The 18,314-nt window shown below is 52.8% G+C and carries 11 protein-coding genes; all 11 read left to right on the top strand.

Annotated elements, in window-relative coordinates; genetic code table 11:
- Positions 1-5: 5 nt before the first annotated feature.
- The 11 genes from glcF (at position 6) to gspF (ending at position 18,314) form a co-directional block, all read left to right on the top strand.
- Complete coding sequence (glcF, locus tag HUZ68_RS18915; protein WP_001194661.1) at positions 6-1,229, top strand: glycolate oxidase subunit GlcF; 1,224 nt, start codon at positions 6-8, stop codon at positions 1,227-1,229.
- Between the two features lie 4 nt (positions 1,230-1,233).
- Positions 1,234-1,638 (top strand): heme-binding protein, encoded by a 405-nt coding sequence (locus HUZ68_RS18910; RefSeq protein ID WP_239593958.1) that lies wholly within the window; start codon positions 1,234-1,236, stop codon positions 1,636-1,638.
- 21 nt (positions 1,639-1,659) lie between these two features.
- Complete coding sequence (gene glcB, locus HUZ68_RS18905; protein ID WP_033815022.1) at positions 1,660-3,831, top strand: malate synthase G; 2,172 nt, start codon at positions 1,660-1,662, stop codon at positions 3,829-3,831.
- Between the two features lie 355 nt (positions 3,832-4,186).
- Entirely contained in the window at positions 4,187-5,869 is a 1,683-nt protein-coding gene (gene glcA / locus HUZ68_RS18900) for a glycolate permease GlcA (RefSeq protein ID WP_000259302.1), read from the top strand.
- Between the two features lie 484 nt (positions 5,870-6,353).
- Positions 6,354-10,919, top strand: a complete 4,566-nt coding sequence (gene sslE / locus HUZ68_RS18895; protein ID WP_096840166.1) for a lipoprotein metalloprotease SslE — start codon at positions 6,354-6,356, stop codon at positions 10,917-10,919.
- Between the two features lie 326 nt (positions 10,920-11,245).
- The gene (gene pppA, locus HUZ68_RS18890; RefSeq protein ID WP_096840167.1) at positions 11,246-12,055 is read left to right on the top strand and encodes a prepilin peptidase PppA; all 810 of its coding nucleotides are present in this window, start codon (positions 11,246-11,248) and stop codon (positions 12,053-12,055) included.
- 65 nt (positions 12,056-12,120) lie between these two features.
- Positions 12,121-12,531, top strand: a complete 411-nt coding sequence (gene gspS2, locus HUZ68_RS18885) for a type II secretion system pilot lipoprotein GspS-beta (protein ID WP_096840168.1) — start codon at positions 12,121-12,123, stop codon at positions 12,529-12,531.
- Between the two features lie 17 nt (positions 12,532-12,548).
- Positions 12,549-13,508, top strand: a complete 960-nt coding sequence (gene gspC / locus HUZ68_RS18880) for a type II secretion system protein GspC (RefSeq protein ID WP_069913160.1) — start codon at positions 12,549-12,551, stop codon at positions 13,506-13,508.
- A 29-nt stretch (positions 13,509-13,537) separates the two neighbouring features.
- Complete coding sequence (gspD, locus tag HUZ68_RS18875; RefSeq protein WP_000498829.1) at positions 13,538-15,598, top strand: type II secretion system secretin GspD; 2,061 nt, start codon at positions 13,538-13,540, stop codon at positions 15,596-15,598.
- Positions 15,598-17,091 carry a type II secretion system ATPase GspE gene (gene gspE / locus HUZ68_RS18870; RefSeq protein ID WP_033815026.1) on the top strand — a complete coding sequence of 498 codons (1,494 nt, stop codon included), beginning with the start codon at positions 15,598-15,600 and terminating at the stop codon, positions 17,089-17,091. The genes gspD and gspE overlap by 1 nt, the downstream gene beginning before the upstream one ends.
- Complete coding sequence (gspF, locus tag HUZ68_RS18865) at positions 17,091-18,314, top strand: type II secretion system inner membrane protein GspF (RefSeq protein ID WP_033815027.1); 1,224 nt, start codon at positions 17,091-17,093, stop codon at positions 18,312-18,314. Before gspE ends, gspF begins: the two co-directional genes overlap by 1 nt.

Raw genomic sequence — 18,314 nt, 5'->3', positions numbered from 1 at the left:
AGGCTATGCAAACCCAATTAACTGAAGAGATGCGGCAGAACGCGCGCGCGCTGGAAGCCGACAGCATCCTGCGCGCCTGTGTTCACTGCGGATTTTGTACCGCAACCTGCCCAACCTATCAGCTTCTGGGCGATGAACTGGACGGGCCGCGCGGGCGCATCTATCTGATTAAACAGGTGCTGGAAGGCAACGAAGTCACGCTTAAAACACAGGAGCATCTCGATCGCTGCCTCACTTGCCGCAATTGTGAAACCACCTGTCCTTCTGGTGTGCGCTATCACAATTTGCTGGATATCGGGCGTGATATTGTCGAGCAGAAAGTGAAACGCCCACTGCCGGAGCGAATACTGCGCGAAGGATTGCGCCAGGTAGTGCCGCGTCCGGCGGTCTTCCGTGCGCTGACGCAGGTAGGGCTGGTGCTGCGACCGTTTTTACCGGAACAGGTCAGAGCAAAACTGCCTGCTGAAACGGTGAAAGCTAAACCGCGTCCGCCGCTGCGCCATAAGCGTCGGGTTTTAATGCTGGAAGGCTGCGCCCAGCCTACGCTTTCGCCCAACACCAACGCGGCAACTGCGCGAGTGCTGGATCGTCTGGGGATCAGCGTCATGCCAGCTAACGAAGCAGGCTGTTGTGGCGCGGTGGACTATCATCTTAATGCGCAGGAGAAAGGGCTGGCGCGGGCGCGCAATAATATTGATGCCTGGTGGCCCGCGATTGAAGCAGGTGCCGAGGCAATTTTGCAAACCGCCAGCGGCTGCGGTGCGTTTGTCAAAGAGTACGGGCAGATGCTGAAAAACGATGCGTTATATGCCGATAAAGCGCGTCAGGTCAGTGAACTGGCGGTCGATTTAGTCGAGCTTCTGCGCGAGGAACCGCTGGAAAAACTGGCAATTCGCGGCGATAAAAAACTGGCCTTCCACTGCCCGTGTACCCTACAACATGCGCAAAAGCTGAACGGCGAAGTGGAAAAAGTGTTGCTTCGTCTTGGATTTACCTTAACGGACGTTCCCGACAGCCATCTGTGCTGCGGTTCAGCGGGAACATATGCGTTAACGCATCCCGATCTGGCACGCCAGCTGCGGGATAACAAAATGAATGCGCTGGAAAGCGGCAAACCGGAAATGATCGTCACCGCCAACATTGGTTGCCAGACGCATCTGGCGAGCGCCGGTCGTACCTCTGTGCGTCACTGGATTGAAATTGTAGAACAAGCCCTTGAAAAGGAATAACAAAATGAAAACTAAAGTCATTCTTAGCCAGCAAATGGCGAGTGCAATTATTGCCGCAGGTCAGGAAGAGGCGCAGAAAAATAACTGGTCTGTTTCCATTGCTGTTGCCGATGACGGCGGTCATCTGCTTGCGTTAAGTCGCATGGACGATTGCGCGCCGATTGCGGCTTACATCTCCCAGGAGAAAGCGCGTACCGCCGCGCTGGGGCGTCGTGAAACTAAGGGCTATGAAGAGATGGTGAACAACGGACGTACCGCGTTCGTGACTGCGCCGTTATTAACGTCGCTGGAAGGCGGCGTACCGGTTGTTGTTGATGGGCAAATTATTGGTGCCGTGGGCGTTTCTGATTTAACCGGAGTACAGGATGCGCAGGTCGCGAAAGCGGCAGCAGCGGTGTTGGCGAAATAAGCGAAAACGAGGAGAGAAACAATGAGTCAAACCATAACCCAGGGCCGTTTACGCATTGACGCCAATTTTAAACGTTTTGTGGATGAAGAAGTTTTACCGGGAACAGGGCTGGACGCTGCGGCGTTCTGGCGCAATTTTGATGAGATCGTTCACGATCTGGCACCAGAAAATCGTCAGTTGCTGGCAGAACGCGATCGCATTCAGGCGGCGCTTGATGAGTGGCATCGCAGCAATCCGGGGCCGGTAAAAGATAAAGCGGCCTATAAATCTTTCCTGCGTGAACTGGGCTACCTGGTGCCGCAACCGGAGCGCGTGACGGTGGAAACCACGGGCATTGACAGCGAAATCACCAGTCAGGCGGGGCCACAGCTGGTAGTTCCGGCAATGAACGCCCGCTACGCGCTGAACGCGGCAAACGCTCGCTGGGGCTCACTGTACGATGCGTTATACGGCAGCGACATCATCCCGCAGGAAGGGGCGATGGTCAGCGGCTACGATCCGCAACGCGGTGAGCAGGTTATCGCCTGGGTTCGGCGTTTCCTCGATGAATCTCTACCGCTGGAAAACGGCAGCTATCAGGATGTGGTGGCGTTTAAGGTGGTCGATAAACAATTACGCATCCAGTTGAAAAATGGTAAAGAAACCACGTTACGTACCCTGGCGCAGTTTGTCGGTTACCGTGGCAATGCCGATGCGCCGACCTGCATTTTGCTGAAAAATAACGGCCTGCATATTGAGCTACAAATCGATGCCAACGGGCGTATTGGCAAAGACGATCCGGCGCACATCAACGATGTTATCGTCGAAGCTGCTATCAGTACCATTCTCGACTGCGAAGATTCGGTCGCGGCGGTTGATGCGGAAGATAAAATCCTGCTGTACCGCAATCTGCTGGGCCTGATGCAGGGGACTCTGCAAGAGAAAATGGAGAAAAACGGTCGACAAATCGTGCGTAAACTGAATGACGATCGTCATTACACCGCCGCCGATGGCTCTGAAATTTCTCTGCACGGACGCTCGCTGCTGTTTATCCGCAACGTGGGTCATTTGATGACCATTCCTGTGATTTGGGACAGCGAAGGCAATGAAATCCCGGAAGGCATTCTTGATGGCGTCATGACTGGCGCGATTGCCCTCTATGATTTAAAAGTGCAGAAAAACTCGCGCACTGGCAGCGTCTATATTGTGAAACCGAAAATGCACGGTCCGCAGGAAGTGGCGTTCGCCAACAAACTGTTTACCCGCATTGAGACAATGCTCGGTATGGCACCGAATACCCTGAAAATGGGCATTATGGATGAAGAACGTCGGACCTCGCTGAACTTGCGTAGCTGTATCGCTCAGGCGCGCAACCGCGTGGCGTTCATCAATACCGGTTTCCTCGACCGTACCGGCGATGAAATGCATTCGGTGATGGAAGCTGGCCCGATGCTGCGTAAAAATCAGATGAAATCGACGCCTTGGATCAAAGCCTACGAGCGTAATAACGTGCTTTCCGGTCTGTTCTGTGGGCTGCGCGGTAAAGCGCAAATTGGTAAAGGCATGTGGGCAATGCCGGACCTGATGGCAGACATGTACAGCCAGAAGGGCGACCAACTGCGTGCCGGGGCAAACACAGCCTGGGTTCCGTCACCAACCGCTGCTACGCTCCATGCGCTGCACTACCACCAAACCAACGTACAGAGCGTGCAAGCCAACATTGCCCAGACCGAGTTCAATGCTGAATTTGAACCGCTGCTGGACGATCTGCTGACTATTCCGGTTGCTGAAAACGCTAACTGGTCGGCGCAAGAGATCCAACAAGAGCTGGATAACAACGTGCAGGGGATTCTGGGGTACGTGGTGCGCTGGGTGGAGCAGGGGATTGGTTGTTCAAAAGTGCCGGATATTCACAATGTGGCGCTGATGGAAGACCGCGCAACGCTGCGTATCTCCAGCCAGCATATCGCCAACTGGTTACGTCACGGTATTCTGACCAAAGAACAGGTGCAGGCGTCGCTGGAGAATATGGCGAAAGTGGTTGATCAGCAAAACGCTGGCGATCCGGCTTATCGTCCGATGGCGGGGAATTTCGCTAACTCGTGTGCTTTTAAAGCTGCCAGCGATTTGATCTTCCTCGGCGTGAAACAGCCAAACGGCTATACCGAACCGTTATTACATGCCTGGCGTTTGCGCGAAAAAGAAAGTCATTAATAGCGTCAAAAAAAGCCCCGGCAAGTTTTATTGTCGGGGCTATGATAGTAACTGCGGTAGTACATTTATCCCGGAAATAACCGGAGCGATTATCAGGGTTTAACAATATTAAATACCCGTAGCGCATTACTAGCGGGCCTAAAACAACAATATGGACATCTTAACGATACTCTGCGCCTGCGTGTGCGGAACAGAAACCCTTACCCGATATACTTGTTATGCCAGAGGTAGCAATTGCGTTAGCGGCGTACTGTTGCTGTAAAGTATAACGCCTATATTTTACAGTTCAGTCCTCTTTTGCTTATTACAACCTTAAGTATATCAAGCATATAAAGATAATAAGAGACTGAACAATATGGTTACCTGGACCCAAATGTATATGCCGATGGGAGGACTGGGGCTATCCGCTCTGGTCGCCCTGATCCCGATAATATTCTTCTTCGTTGCACTCGCGGTATTACGTCTGAAAGGACATGTCGCTGGAGCAATAACCCTTATATTATCTATCCTGATTGCAATATTCGCCTTTAAAATGCCGATTGATATGGCATTTGCTGCTGCGGGCTATGGCTTTATTTATGGATTATGGCCAATTGCGTGGATTATTGTCGCGGCGGTGTTCCTCTATAAATTAACCGTTGCCAGCGGTCAGTTCGATATTATCCGCAGCTCGGTTATCTCCATCACTGACGATCAGCGTTTGCAGGTGTTACTGATTGGTTTCTCCTTTGGCGCGCTGCTGGAAGGGGCGGCTGGCTTTGGTGCTCCGGTGGCGATTACTGGTGCTCTGCTGGTGGGCCTGGGCTTCAAACCTTTATACGCGGCAGGGCTGTGTCTGATTGCCAACACTGCGCCGGTGGCGTTTGGTGCGTTGGGCGTGCCGATTCTGGTCGCCGGTCAGGTAACGGGAATCGATCCGTTCCACATTGGCGCGATGGCGGGACGTCAGTTACCGTTCCTGTCGGTTCTTGTGCCGTTCTGGCTGGTAGCAATGATGGACGGCTGGAAAGGGGTGAAAGAGACGTGGCCAGCGGCGCTGGTTGCTGGGGGAAGCTTCGCTGTCACTCAATTCTTTACCTCTAATTATATTGGTCCGGAACTGCCGGATATTACTTCGGCGCTGGTGAGTATCGTCTCACTCGCTTTATTCCTTAAAGTCTGGCGGCCGAAAAATACCGAAACGGCAATCAGCATGGGACAATCCGCAGGTGCGATGGTGGTAAATAAGCCATCTTCTGGCGGTCCCGTGCCTTCAGAATATAGTCTGGGGCAAATCATTCGAGCGTGGTCACCGTTTTTAATCTTAACGGTGCTGGTCACCATCTGGACCATGAAGCCGTTTAAAGCGTTATTTGCTCCGGGCGGCGCGTTTTATTCACTGGTGATTAATTTCCAGATCCCTCATTTGCATCAACAAGTGTTGAAAGCGGCACCCATTGTCGCCCAACCAACGCCGATGGATGCGGTGTTTAAATTCGACCCCCTCTCGGCTGGCGGCACCGCTATTTTTATTGCGGCGATTATCTCTATCTTCATCCTCGGCGTGGGCATCAAGAAAGGGATTGGCGTCTTTGCCGAAACGCTAATTAGTCTGAAGTGGCCGATATTGTCGATTGGCATGGTGCTGGCGTTCGCTTTCGTCACCAACTATTCTGGCATGTCCACCACGCTGGCGCTGGTACTGGCAGGTACAGGCGTGATGTTCCCGTTCTTCTCACCGTTTCTCGGCTGGCTGGGCGTATTCCTTACCGGCTCGGACACCTCCTCTAACGCCCTGTTTGGTTCACTGCAATCGACCACGGCGCAGCAAATCAACGTCTCTGACACTCTGCTGGTGGCAGCAAATACCAGCGGCGGCGTAACTGGCAAGATGATCTCCCCGCAATCTATCGCCGTGGCCTGCGCCGCGACGGGCATGGTGGGCCGAGAATCTGAACTGTTCCGCTACACCGTGAAGCACAGTCTGATTTTTGCCAGCGTTATCGGCATTATCACGCTGTTGCAGGCGTATGTGTTTACCGGGATGTTAGTCTCGTAAATCAATAAAGCCGGATGATCGTTAATATCATCCGGCTTCATTTACATTATTCTGTCTTATTAATTGAAAATTATTTCTCGCTTTATTATCCATGCAGCAATAATGTTTTGCGTTCAGATAACCTGCTAAATAATTAAGAGCGTGAGAACATCTATTTTTTTATGACGCAAAACAAGTCTGTATTAATTATGTTCGCTTGATGAGCAAACACCGTTCTATCTGTTGCTTTTGCAATCTTAATCGTTAAAACTATCAACGAATTTATATAGTTACGTTGTGAAATGTTGTTAATTTTTTGTTTATTGAAATTTCGTAAAAATAGCCAGATAGACATCGTATAGGGGTTATTCTTATAAATTTCACTTGTTTTCTATCAATGATGTCGTTTTCTTAAGAATGGAGGAAATTATTAAAGAAGATAAAGCATAAAACTATTTCTCCCAGTTACGAATTTTTTAACATTGTTTTGTCACTTGCGTTATTAATGAATAAGAAATTTAAATATAAGAAATCGCTTTTAGCGGCTATTTTGAGTGCAACCCTGTTAGCCGGTTGTGATGGCGGTGGCTCCGGATCTTCCTCCGATACGCCGCCTGTAGATTCTGGAACAGGGTCTTTGCCGGAAGTGAAACCTGATCCAACACCAAACCCGGAGCCGACGCCTGAGCCAACGCCGGACCCAGAGCCTACGCCAGAACCGACACCTGATCCTGAACCAACACCAGAACCGGAGCCAGAACCTGTTCCTACGAAAACGGGTTATCTGACCCTGGGCGGAAGCCTGCGGGTAACTGGTGATATCACCTGTAATGATGAATCCAGCGATGGCTTTACCTTTACACCAGGCGACAAAGTCACCTGTGTGGCAGGGAACAGCACGACAATTGCTACCTTCGACACCCAGTCAGAAGCTGCGCGTAGCCTGCGTGCGGTTGAAAAAGTGTCGTTTAGTCTTGAGGACGCGCAAGAACTGGCGGGTTCCGACAACAAGAAAAGCAATGCGCTCTCGCTGGTCACCTCCATGAACAGTTGCCCGGCGAATACAGAACAGGTGTGCCTGGAGTTCTCCTCGGTGATCGAGAGTAAACGTTTCGACTCGCTGTATAAGCAAATCGATCTGGCACCGGAAGAGTTCAAAAAGCTGGTCAATGAAGAGGTGGAAAACAATGCCGCGACTGATAAAGCGCCATCCACTCATACTTCACCGGTAGTCCCTGTCACGACTCCGGGAACAAAACCGGATCTGAACGCCTCCTTCGTGTCGGCTAACGCGGAACAGTTTTATCAGTATCAACCTTCGGAAATCATTCTCTCCGAAGGCCGACTGGTGGATAGCCAGGGATATGGTGTTGCTGGCGTCAACTACTACACCAATTCAGGCCGTGGCGTGACAGGGGAAAATGGTGAATTTTCCTTTAGCTGGGGCGAAACCATCTCCTTTGGTATCGATACCTTTGAACTGGGTTCAGTGCGCGGCAATAAGTCGACCATTGCGCTGACTGAACTGGGTGATGAAGTTCGCGGGGCGAATATCGATCAGCTTATTCATCGCTATTCGACGACCGGGCAAAATAATACCCGTGTTGTTCCGGACGATGTACGCAAGGTCTTTGCCGAATATCCCAACGTGATCAACGAGATTATCAATCTCTCGTTATCCAACGGTGCGACGCTGGGGGAAGGTGAGCAAGTCGTTAATCTGCCTAACGAATTTATCGAGCAGTTTAAGACGGGTCAGGCCAATGAGATCGATACCGCGATTTGTGCGAAAACCGACGGTTGTAACGAGGCTCGCTGGTTCTCGCTGACGACGCGCAATGTTAATGACGGCCAGATTCAGGGCGTTATCAACAAGCTGTGGGGCGTGGATACGAACTACAAATCTGTCAGCAAGTTCCATGTATTCCATGACTCTACCAACTTCTATGGCAGCACCGGTAATGCGCGCGGTCAGGCAGTGGTGAATATCTCCAACGCGGCATTCCCGATTCTGATGGCGCGTAATGATAAAAACTACTGGCTGGCCTTCGGCGAAAAACGCGCCTGGGATAAAAACGAGCTGGCGTACATTACGGAAGCGCCTTCTCTTGTTGAGCCGGAAAACGTTACGCGCGATACCGCCACCTTTAACCTGCCGTTTATTTCGCTGGGGCAAGTGGGCGATGGCAAGCTGATGGTTATCGGTAACCCACACTACAACAGCATTTTGCGTTGCCCGAACGGTTACAGCTGGAACGGGGGCGTTAATAAAGACGGACAGTGTACGCTCAGCGGTGATTCAGATGACATGAAGCACTTCATGCAGAACGTACTGCGCTATCTGTCCGACGATAAATGGACGCCGGACGCGAAAGCCAGCATGACCGTAGGCACCAACCTGGATACTGTCTATTTTAAACGTCATGGTCAGGTTACAGGAAACAGCGCTGCGTTCGACTTCCATCCGGATTTTGCGGGCATCTCTGTTGAGCATTTAAGTAGCTATGGCGATCTCGATCCGCAGGAAATGCCGCTGCTGATCCTTAACGGCTTTGAATATGTGACTCAGGTGGGTAGTGATCCTTACGCAATCCCACTGCGTGCAGATACCAGCAAACCGAAGCTGACCCAGCAGGATGTGACTGATCTGATCGCCTATCTGAACAAAGGTGGATCGGTGCTGATCATGGAAAACGTGATGAGCAATCTTAAGGAAGAGAGCGCATCTGGCTTTGTACGTCTGCTTGATGCCGCAGGTCTGTCGATGGCACTGAACAAGTCGGTAGTAAATAACGATCCTCAAGGGTATCCGAACCGCGTTCGTCAGCAGCGCGCAACGGGCATTTGGGTCTATGAACGTTATCCTGCCGTAGACGGTGCGCTGCCGTACACCATCGATAGTAAGACAGGGGAAGTTAAGTGGAAATATCAGGTAGAAAACAAACCTGATGACAAACCGAAGCTGGAAGTTGCCAGCTGGCTGGAAGATGTAGATGGCAAACAGGAAACGCGTTATGCCTTTATTGATGAGGCCGATCATAAAACAGAGGATTCTCTGAAGGCTGCGAAGGAGAAAATTTTCGCCGCGTTCCCCGGGCTGAAAGAGTGTACTAATCAGGCATATCACTATGAGGTCAACTGCCTGGAATATCGTCCTGGCACGGGGGTTCCGGTTACTGGTGGCATGTATGTTCCACAGTATACGCAACTAAGCCTTAACGCCGACACGGCAAAAGCGATGGTGCAGGCTGCGGATTTAGGCACCAACATTCAGCGTCTGTATCAGCATGAGCTCTACTTCCGGACCAATGGTCGCAAAGGTGAGCGTCTGAGCAGCGTCGATCTGGAACGTCTGTACCAGAACATGTCGGTCTGGCTGTGGAACGATACGAGCTATCGTTATGAAGAAGGCAAAAATGACGAGCTGGGCTTTAAAACGTTCACCGAGTTCCTGAACTGCTATACCAACGATGCCTATACCGATGGCACGCAGTGCTCCGCAGATCTGAAAAAATCGCTGGTCGATAACAACATGATCTACGGTGACGGTAGCAGCAAAGCGGGCATGATGAACCCGAGCTATCCACTCAACTATATGGAAAAACCGCTGACGCGCCTGATGCTGGGCCGTTCCTGGTGGGATCTGAACATTAAGGTTGATGTGGAGAAGTACCCTGGAGCGGTATCTGTAGGGGGAGAAGAGGTTACTGAAACCATCAGCCTGTACTCGAATCCGACCAAATGGTTTGCAGGTAACATGCAGTCAACTGGCCTGTGGGCACCGGCTCAGCAGGACGTCACCATTAAGTCTTCGGCGTCAGTCCCAGTGACTGTTACCGTGGCGCTGGCTGACGACCTGACCGGACGTGAGAAGCATGAAGTTGCGCTGAACCGTCCGCCAAGAGTGACTAAAACGTACTCTCTGGACGCTAGCGGTACGGTGAAGTTCAAGGTGCCTTACGGTGGCCTGATTTATATCAAGGGCAATAGCTCTACCAATGAATCTGCCAGCTTCACCTTTACTGGCGTGGTAAAAGCACCGTTCTATAAAGACGGCGCATGGAAAAACGATCTGAACTCACCGGCTCCGCTGGGTGAGCTGGAATCAGACGCTTTCGTCTATACCACACCGAAGAAGAACCTGAATGCCAGCAATTACACTGGCGGACTGGAGCAATTCGCTAACGATCTGGACACCTTTGCCAGCTCGATGAATGACTTCTACGGTCGTAATGATGAAGACGGTAAGCACCGGATGTTTACCTTTAAAAACTTGCCGGGTCACAAACACCGTTTCACCAACGATGTGCAGATCTCCATCGGTGATGCGCACTCTGGTTACCCGGTGATGAACAGCAGCTTCTCGCCGAACAGCACCACGCTGCCGACGACGCCGCTGAACGACTGGCTGATCTGGCATGAAGTCGGTCATAACGCCGCAGAAACGCCGTTGACTGTACCGGGTGCTACTGAAGTTGCGAACAACGTGCTGGCGCTGTACATGCAGGATCGTTATCTCGGCAAGATGAACCGTGTCGCTGACGATATTACCGTTGCGCCGGAATATCTGGAGGAGAGCAACGGTCAGGCATGGGCGCGTGGCGGTGCGGGTGATCGTCTGCTGATGTACGCGCAGCTGAAGGAGTGGGCTGAGAAGAACTTTGATATCAAGAAATGGTATCCAGAAGGTGAATTGCCTAAGTTCTACAGCGAGCGTGAAGGGATGAAAGGCTGGAACCTGTTCCAGTTGATGCACCGTAAAGCACGCGGCGATGATGTTGGCAAAACCAAGTTTGGCGAAAGAAATTACTGTGCTGAATCCAACGGTAACGCTGCGGACACGCTGATGCTGTGTGCATCCTGGGTCGCTCAGACGGACCTTTCCGCATTCTTTAAGAAATGGAATCCGGGCGCGAATGCTTACCAGTTGCCGGGAGCGACAGAGATGAGCTTCGAGGGCGGTGTGAGCCAGTCGGCTTACAACACGCTGGCGGCGCTTGGTCTGCCGAAACCGCAGCAAGGGCCGGAAACCATTAATCAGGTTACCGAGCATAAGATGTCAGCCGAGTAAGCCTGTATGCCGGATAAGGCGCTCGCGCCGCATCCGGCATGAAATAAGGCGCACCGGGTCAACACATATGCCCGATGCGCAAGCTTATCGGGCCTACAGAGAGGGAAAGCTGCGTTTATTTGCGTTGGCAGACACCTGTAGGCCGGATAAGGCGCTCGCGCCGCATCCGGCATGATATAAGGCGTATCGGGTTAACACATATGCCCGATGCGCCATCTTATCGGGTCTTCAGGGAAAGCCGCGATTACTTGCGTTGGCAGATACCTGTAGGCCGGATAAGGCGTTTTACGCCGCATCCGGCAAGTTACAACAAACAACCTTTAACCATGCTTTTTGATGTTTTTCAGCAATACCCCGTGGCGATGCCCATACTGGCTACCGTCGGAGGATTGATCATCGGCAGTTTTTTGAATGTGGTGATTTGGCGTTACCCCATCATGCTGCGCCAACAAATGGCGGAGTTTCATGGTGAAATGCCGAGTGCGCAGTCAAAAATAAGCCTTGCGCTACCGCGTTCGCACTGCCCACATTGTCAGCAGACCATCCGGATACGTGACAATATTCCGCTGCTCTCCTGGCTGATGCTCAAAGGGCGCTGCCGTGATTGTCAGGCGAAAATCAGCAAGCGTTATCCGCTGGTGGAGTTATTGACGGCACTCGCTTTTTTGCTGGCGAGCCTGGTGTGGCCGGAAAGTGGATGGGCGCTGGCGGTGATGATATTATCCGCCTGGCTGATTGCCGCGAGCATCATCGACCTCGATCACCAATGGCTGCCCGATGTTTTTACTCAGGGCGTATTGTGGACGGGACTAATTGCGGCATGGGCGCAGCAGAGCCCGCTCACGCTACAAGATGCAGTCACCGGCGTCCTGGTGGGGTTTATCACTTTTTACTCTCTGCGCTGGATAGCCGGAATAGTTCTGCGTAAAGAAGCATTAGGCATGGGCGATGTATTATTGTTCGCTGCTTTAGGTGGCTGGGTGGGGGCGTTGTCGCTGCCCAATGTTGCTTTAATCGCCTCATGCTGCGGCCTGATATATGCCGTTATTACAAAAAGAGGATCAACCACACTGCCTTTTGGACCGTGTTTAAGTCTGGGCGGTATAGCAACACTTTATCTACAGGCATTGTTTTAATGATAACCACGTCATTATCAAAGTGACATTTTAACTCTTATTAATAACCTTAGAGATTATTTACCATGTCGATAAAACAAATGCCAGGGAGGGTATTAATATCGCTATTGTTGAGCGTTACAGGATTATTAAGTGGCTGTGCCGGCCATAATGAAAATGCCAGTTTACTGGCGAAAAAACAGGCGCAAGATATCAGCCAAAACCTGCCGATTAAATCTGCGGGATATACCTTAGTGCTGGCACAAAGTAGCGGCACGACGGTAAAAATGACCATTATCAGCGAAGCGGGTACTCAGACCACGCAGACACCTGACGCCTTTTTAACCAGCTATCAACGACAAATGTGCGCTGACCCAACGGTGAAATTAATGCTCACTGAGGGAATTAATTACAGCATAACGATTAATGATACACGTACAGGTAACCAGTATCAGCGGAAACTGGATCGTACCACCTGTGGAATAGTCAAAGCATAACGTCGGGTAGATATAAATTGGCGCGGGTTGTTTTTCGTGACGCACGAATTTATCTCATTCAATGGCTGACAAAAATTCGTCACACTCTTAACCAGAGACAATCTCTTAATACAGACAAAGAGCATCTGCGAAAAATTGCACGCGGGATGTTCTGGCTGATGCTGCTTATTATTTCTGCAAAAGTGGCGCATTCACTCTGGCGTTATTTCTCCTTTTCTGCGGAATATACGGTGGTTTCCCCATCGGTGAATAAACCGCCCCGTACGGATGCAAAAACGTTCGATAAAAATGACGTGCAATTAATCAGCCAGCAAAACTGGTTTGGCAAATATCAGCCCGTCGCCGCACCGGTAAAACAACCCGAACCTGCACCTGTGGCCGAAACGCGTCTTAATGTGGTGCTGCGCGGGATCGCCTTTGGTGCCAGACCCGGCGCGGTTATTGAAGAAGGTGGCAAACAGCAGGTCTATTTGCAGGGGGAACGGCTTGGTTCTCACAACGCGGTGATTGAGGAAATCAACCGCGACCATGTGATGCTGCGCTATCAGGGAAAAATAGAGCGCCTGAGCCTGGCTGAAGAGGAGCGTTCCACCGTTGCCGTGACCAACAAAAAAGCTGTCAGTGACGAAGCAAAGCAAGCTGTTGCTGAACCTGCTGTCAGTGCGCCAGTTGAGATCCCGACTGCCGTGCGTCAGGCACTGGCGAAAGATCCGCAGAAAATTTTTAACTATATCCAGCTTACGCCTGTGCGTAAGGAGGGAATTGTCGGTTATGCAGTGAAGCCGGGGGCAGATCGTTCTCTGTTCGATGCCAGCGGTTTTAAGGAAGGCGATATCGCCATTGCGCTAAATCAGCAGGATTTCACTGATCCACGAGCAATGATTGCTCTGATGCGGCAGTTACCTTCAATGGATTCCATTCAACTTACGGTTTTACGCAAGGGTGCGCGCCACGATATTTCCATCGCGCTGCGCTAACCGCATTTAATCCAGGAGAATCATTCATCGTGTTTTGGCGTGATATTACGTTGTCGGTCTGGCGTAAGAAGACAACTGGCCTCAAAACAAAAAAGCGTTTACTGCCGCTGGTGCTGGCAGCGGCATTATGCAGTTCACCGGTCTGGGCGGAAGAAGCCACTTTCACCGCTAATTTTAAAGATACCGACCTGAAATCGTTCATCGAAACCGTCGGCGCTAACCTTAATAAAACCATCATTATGGGGCCGGGCGTACAGGGGAAAGTGAGTATTCGCACCATGACCCCGCTCAATGAACGTCAGTATTACCAGCTATTCCTTAACCTGCTGGAAGCACAGGGGTATGCCGTCGTACCGATGGAAAACGACGTGCTGAAGGTGGTGAAATCCAGTGCCGCGAAAGTCGAGCCGCTGCCGCTGGTTGGTGAAGGCAGCGACAACTACGCGGGCGATGAAATGGTCACCAAAGTAGTGCCGGTACGTAATGTGTCGGTACGCGAGCTGGCACCGATTCTGCGCCAGATGATCGACAGCGCAGGCTCAGGCAACGTTGTTAATTACGATCCCTCCAACGTGATTATGCTCACCGGACGCGCCTCCGTCGTGGAACGCCTGACGGAAGTGATCCAGCGCGTGGATCACGCGGGAAATCGCACTGAAGAGGTGATCCCGCTGGATAACGCCTCGGCCTCGGAAATCGCCCGTGTGCTGGAAAGCCTGACCAAAAACAGCGGTGAGAACCAGCCAGCAACGCTGAAATCTCAAATTGTCGCCGACGAACGCACCAACAGTGTGATTGTCAGTGGTGACCCGGCCACGCGGGACAAAATGCGCCGCCTGATCCGTCGGCTGGACTCAGAAATGGAGCGCAGCGGCAACAGCCAGGTTTTCTATCTCAAATACAGCAAAGCGGAAGATCTGGTCGATGTGCTGAAGCAGGTCAGCGGCACGCTCACAGCGGCTAAAGAAGAGGCGGAAGGCACCGTCGGTAGCGGGCGTGAGGTTGTCTCCATCGCCGCCAGCAAACACAGTAATGCCCTGATTGTTACTGCGCCGCAGGACATCATGCAGTCGCTGCAAAGCGTGATTGAACAACTGGATATTCGCCGTGCTCAGGTGCACGTCGAGGCGTTGATCGTGGAAGTGGCCGAAGGCAGTAATATCAACTTCGGCGTGCAGTGGGCGTCGAAAGATGCCGGATTAATGCAGTTTGCTAATGGTACGCAGATCCCTATCGGTACGCTGGGGGCAGCCATTTCTCAGGCGAAACCGCAGAAAGGCTCGACGGTGATCAGTGAAAACGGCGCTACCACCATTAATCCGGATACCAACGGCGATCTCTCCACGCTCGCACAGCTTCTTTCCGGCTTTAGCGGTACGGCGGTTGGCGTGGTGAAAGGCGACTGGATGGCGCTGGTACAGGCGGTTAAAAACGACTCCAGCTCGAACGTACTCTCCACGCCGAGCATCACCACGCTGGACAACCAGGAAGCCTTCTTCATGGTGGGTCAGGATGTTCCGGTATTAACCGGCTCTACCGTTGGCTCCAATAACAGCAATCCTTTCAATACAGTAGAAAGGAAAAAAGTCGGCATCATGCTGAAAGTCACGCCGCAGATTAACGAAGGTAACGCGGTACAGATGGTGATTGAGCAGGAAGTCTCGAAGGTGGAAGGACAGACCAGCCTCGACGTGGTGTTTGGTGAGCGCAAACTGAAGACCACCGTGCTGGCTAACGATGGTGAACTGATCGTACTTGGCGGTCTGATGGACGACCAGGCGGGAGAAAGTGTGGCGAAAGTGCCGCTGCTGGGCGATATCCCATTGATTGGTAACCTGTTTAAATCGACGGCGGATAAAAAAGAAAAACGTAACCTGATGGTGTTTATCCGCCCGACCATTCTGCGTGACGGTATGGCGGCAGACGGCGTGTCGCAGCGCAAATATAACTATATGCGCGCCGAGCAGATCTATCGCGATGAACAAGGCTTAAGCCTGATGCCGCACACCGCGCAGCCGGTACTGCCAGCGCAAAACCAGGCCTTACCGCCGGAAGTACGCGCGTTCCTCAATGCCGGGAGAACGCGTTAATGGTGCCTGTAGCACAGGAAACCACCGCTAACACCGTGCGTCTGCCCTACAGTTTCAGCCGTCGGTTTAGCCTGGTGGCATGGTGCGAAGCGTCGCTGGAGATCCTCCATGTTCATCCGTTGTCGCTCTCTGTTTTGCAGGAGCTGCAGCGGGGGCTGAACGCGCCCTTTACGCTGCGGCAAATCGACGAGGCCGAATTTGAACAGCGGCTGAATGCGGTCTGGCAGCGGGACTCTTCCGAGGCTCGCCAGCTGATGGAAGATCTCGGTTCTGCTGAGGACTTTTTTACCCTCGCGGAAGAACTGCCAGAAACGGAAGATCTGCTGGAAAGTGACGACGATGCGCCGATCATCAAACTGATCAACGCCATGCTGGCAGAGGCAATCAAAGAAGGCGCTTCGGATATCCACATCGAGACGTTTGAAAAGAGTCTGGTGATCCGTTTTCGCGTTGACGGCACATTACATGAAATGCTGCGCCCTGGGCGCAAACTGGCCTCTCTGCTGGTATCGCGTATTAAGGTGATGGCACGGCTGGATATCGCCGAAAAGCGCGTACCGCAGGATGGACGTATTGCGCTGCTGCTGGGCGGCCGGGCGATTGACGTGCGTGTCTCCACCATGCCTTCCGCCTGGGGTGAGCGCGTGGTGCTGCGACTGCTGGACAAAAATCAGGCCCGCCTGACGCTGGAGCGTCTGGGGTTGAGTCAGCAACTGACCGCGCAGTTGCGCCAGCTGTTACACAAACCGCACGGCATCTTTCTGGTGACGGGGCCGACGGGTTCCGGCAAAAGCACCACGCTGTATGCCGGATTGCAGGAGCTGAACAACCACTCGCGCAACATTCTCACGGTTGAAGACCCCATCGAATACATGATTGAAGGGATAGGTCAGACGCAGGTTAACACTCGCGTCGGCATGACCTTCGCCCGTGGCCTGCGCGCGATTTTGCGTCAGGACCCGGATGTGGTGATGGTCGGTGAAATCCGCGATACCGAAACCGCAGAAATCGCTGTTCAGGCGTCGCTTACCGGGCATCTGGTGCTTTCCACGCTGCATACCAACACGGCGGTGGGGGCGATCACGCGTTTGCAGGATATGGGCGTGGAGCCTTTCCTGCTCTCTTCCAGTCTGACGGGCGTGATGGCGCAGCGACTGGTCCGCACGCTGTGCCCCGACTGCCGCCAGCCCGCGCCTGCCACTGACGAAGAAAAACGCCTGCTGGGAATTACCGACGTGCGTACCGTCACTCTGTACCATCCGCAGGGCTGCCCCGCCTGTAATCACAAAGGTTTCCGCGGACGTACTGCCATCCATGAGCTGATCGTGGTAGACGCCACATTGCGTGATTTGATCCACCGTCAGGCCGGGGAACTGGAGCTGGAACGTTATGTCCGGCAACGCTCTGCGGGTATCCGCAGCAACGGCATTGAGAAAGTGCTCGCCGGAGAAACCTCTCTCGATGAAGTTCTGCGGGTAACCATGGAGGCGTAATGGCACTGTTTTACTATCAGGCGCTGGAGCGTAATGGTCGCAAAACCAAAGGCATGATTGAGGCGGATTCCGCACGTCATGCCCGTCAGCTATTGCGCGGTAAAGATCTCATTCCTGTGCATATTGAAACGCGGATGAATGCATCGGCAGGGGGAATGTTGCAGCGTCGGCGGCACGCACATCGTCGCGTGGCGGCGGCAGATCTGGCGCTGTTCACGCGCCAGCTGGCAACGCTGGTACAGGCAGCAATGCCGCTTGAAACCTGCTTACAGGCGGTCAGTGAGCAAAGTGAAAAACTGCATGTGAAAAGCCTCGGAATGGCGCTGCGCAGCCGGATTCAGGAAGGTTATACCCTGTCGGACAGCCTGCGCGAACATCCCCGCGTCTTTGATTCTCTGTTTTGTTCGATGGTTGCTGCCGGAGAAAAATCCGTGCATCTCGACGTGGTGCTTAATCGCCTGGCGGATTACACCGAACAGCGACAGCGCCTGAAATCACGCCTGCTGCAGGCCATGCTTTACCCGCTGGTATTGCTGGTGGTGGCAACGGGCGTGGTCACTATTTTGCTGACGGCAGTGGTGCCGAAAATTATCGAACAGTTCGATCACCTCGGACACGCGCTGCCTGCTTCCACCCGAATGCTCATCGCTATGAGCGACACGTTACAGACCAGCGGCGTTTACTGGCTGGCGGGATTGCTGGGGCTTCTGGTGCTGGGGCAACGGCTACTCAAAAATCCTGCGATGCATCTGCGCTGGGATAAAACCTTGCTGCGCCTGCCTGTGATAGGGCGGGTCGCTCGCGGACTGAATACGGCGCGCTTTTCCCGCACGTTAAGCATCCTCACCGCCAGCAGTGTTCCGCTTCTGGAAGGCATTCAGACCGCTGCCGCCGTGTCGGCAAATCGCTATGTCGAACAACAACTGCTGCTGGCGGCAGATCGCGTCCGCGAAGGAAGCAGTCTGCGCGCTGCACTGGCGGAGTTGCGCCTGTTCCCACCGATGATGCTGTACATGATCGCCTCCGGCGAACAGAGCGGCGAACTGGAAACCATGCTTGAGCAGGCAGCGGTCAACCAGGAACGGGAATTTGATACCCAGGTGGGGCTGGCGTTAGGGCTGTTTGAACCGGCGCTGGTGGTGATGATGGCGGGCGTGGTGCTGTTTATCGTCATCGCCATCCTCGAGCCGATGCTGCAACTGAACAATATGGTTGGAATGTAA

It is taken from the genome of Shigella dysenteriae (genome assembly GCF_022354085.1).
Lineage (GTDB): Bacteria > Pseudomonadota > Gammaproteobacteria > Enterobacterales > Enterobacteriaceae > Escherichia > Escherichia coli.
This window is presented reverse-complemented; position numbering and strand designations above follow the sequence as displayed.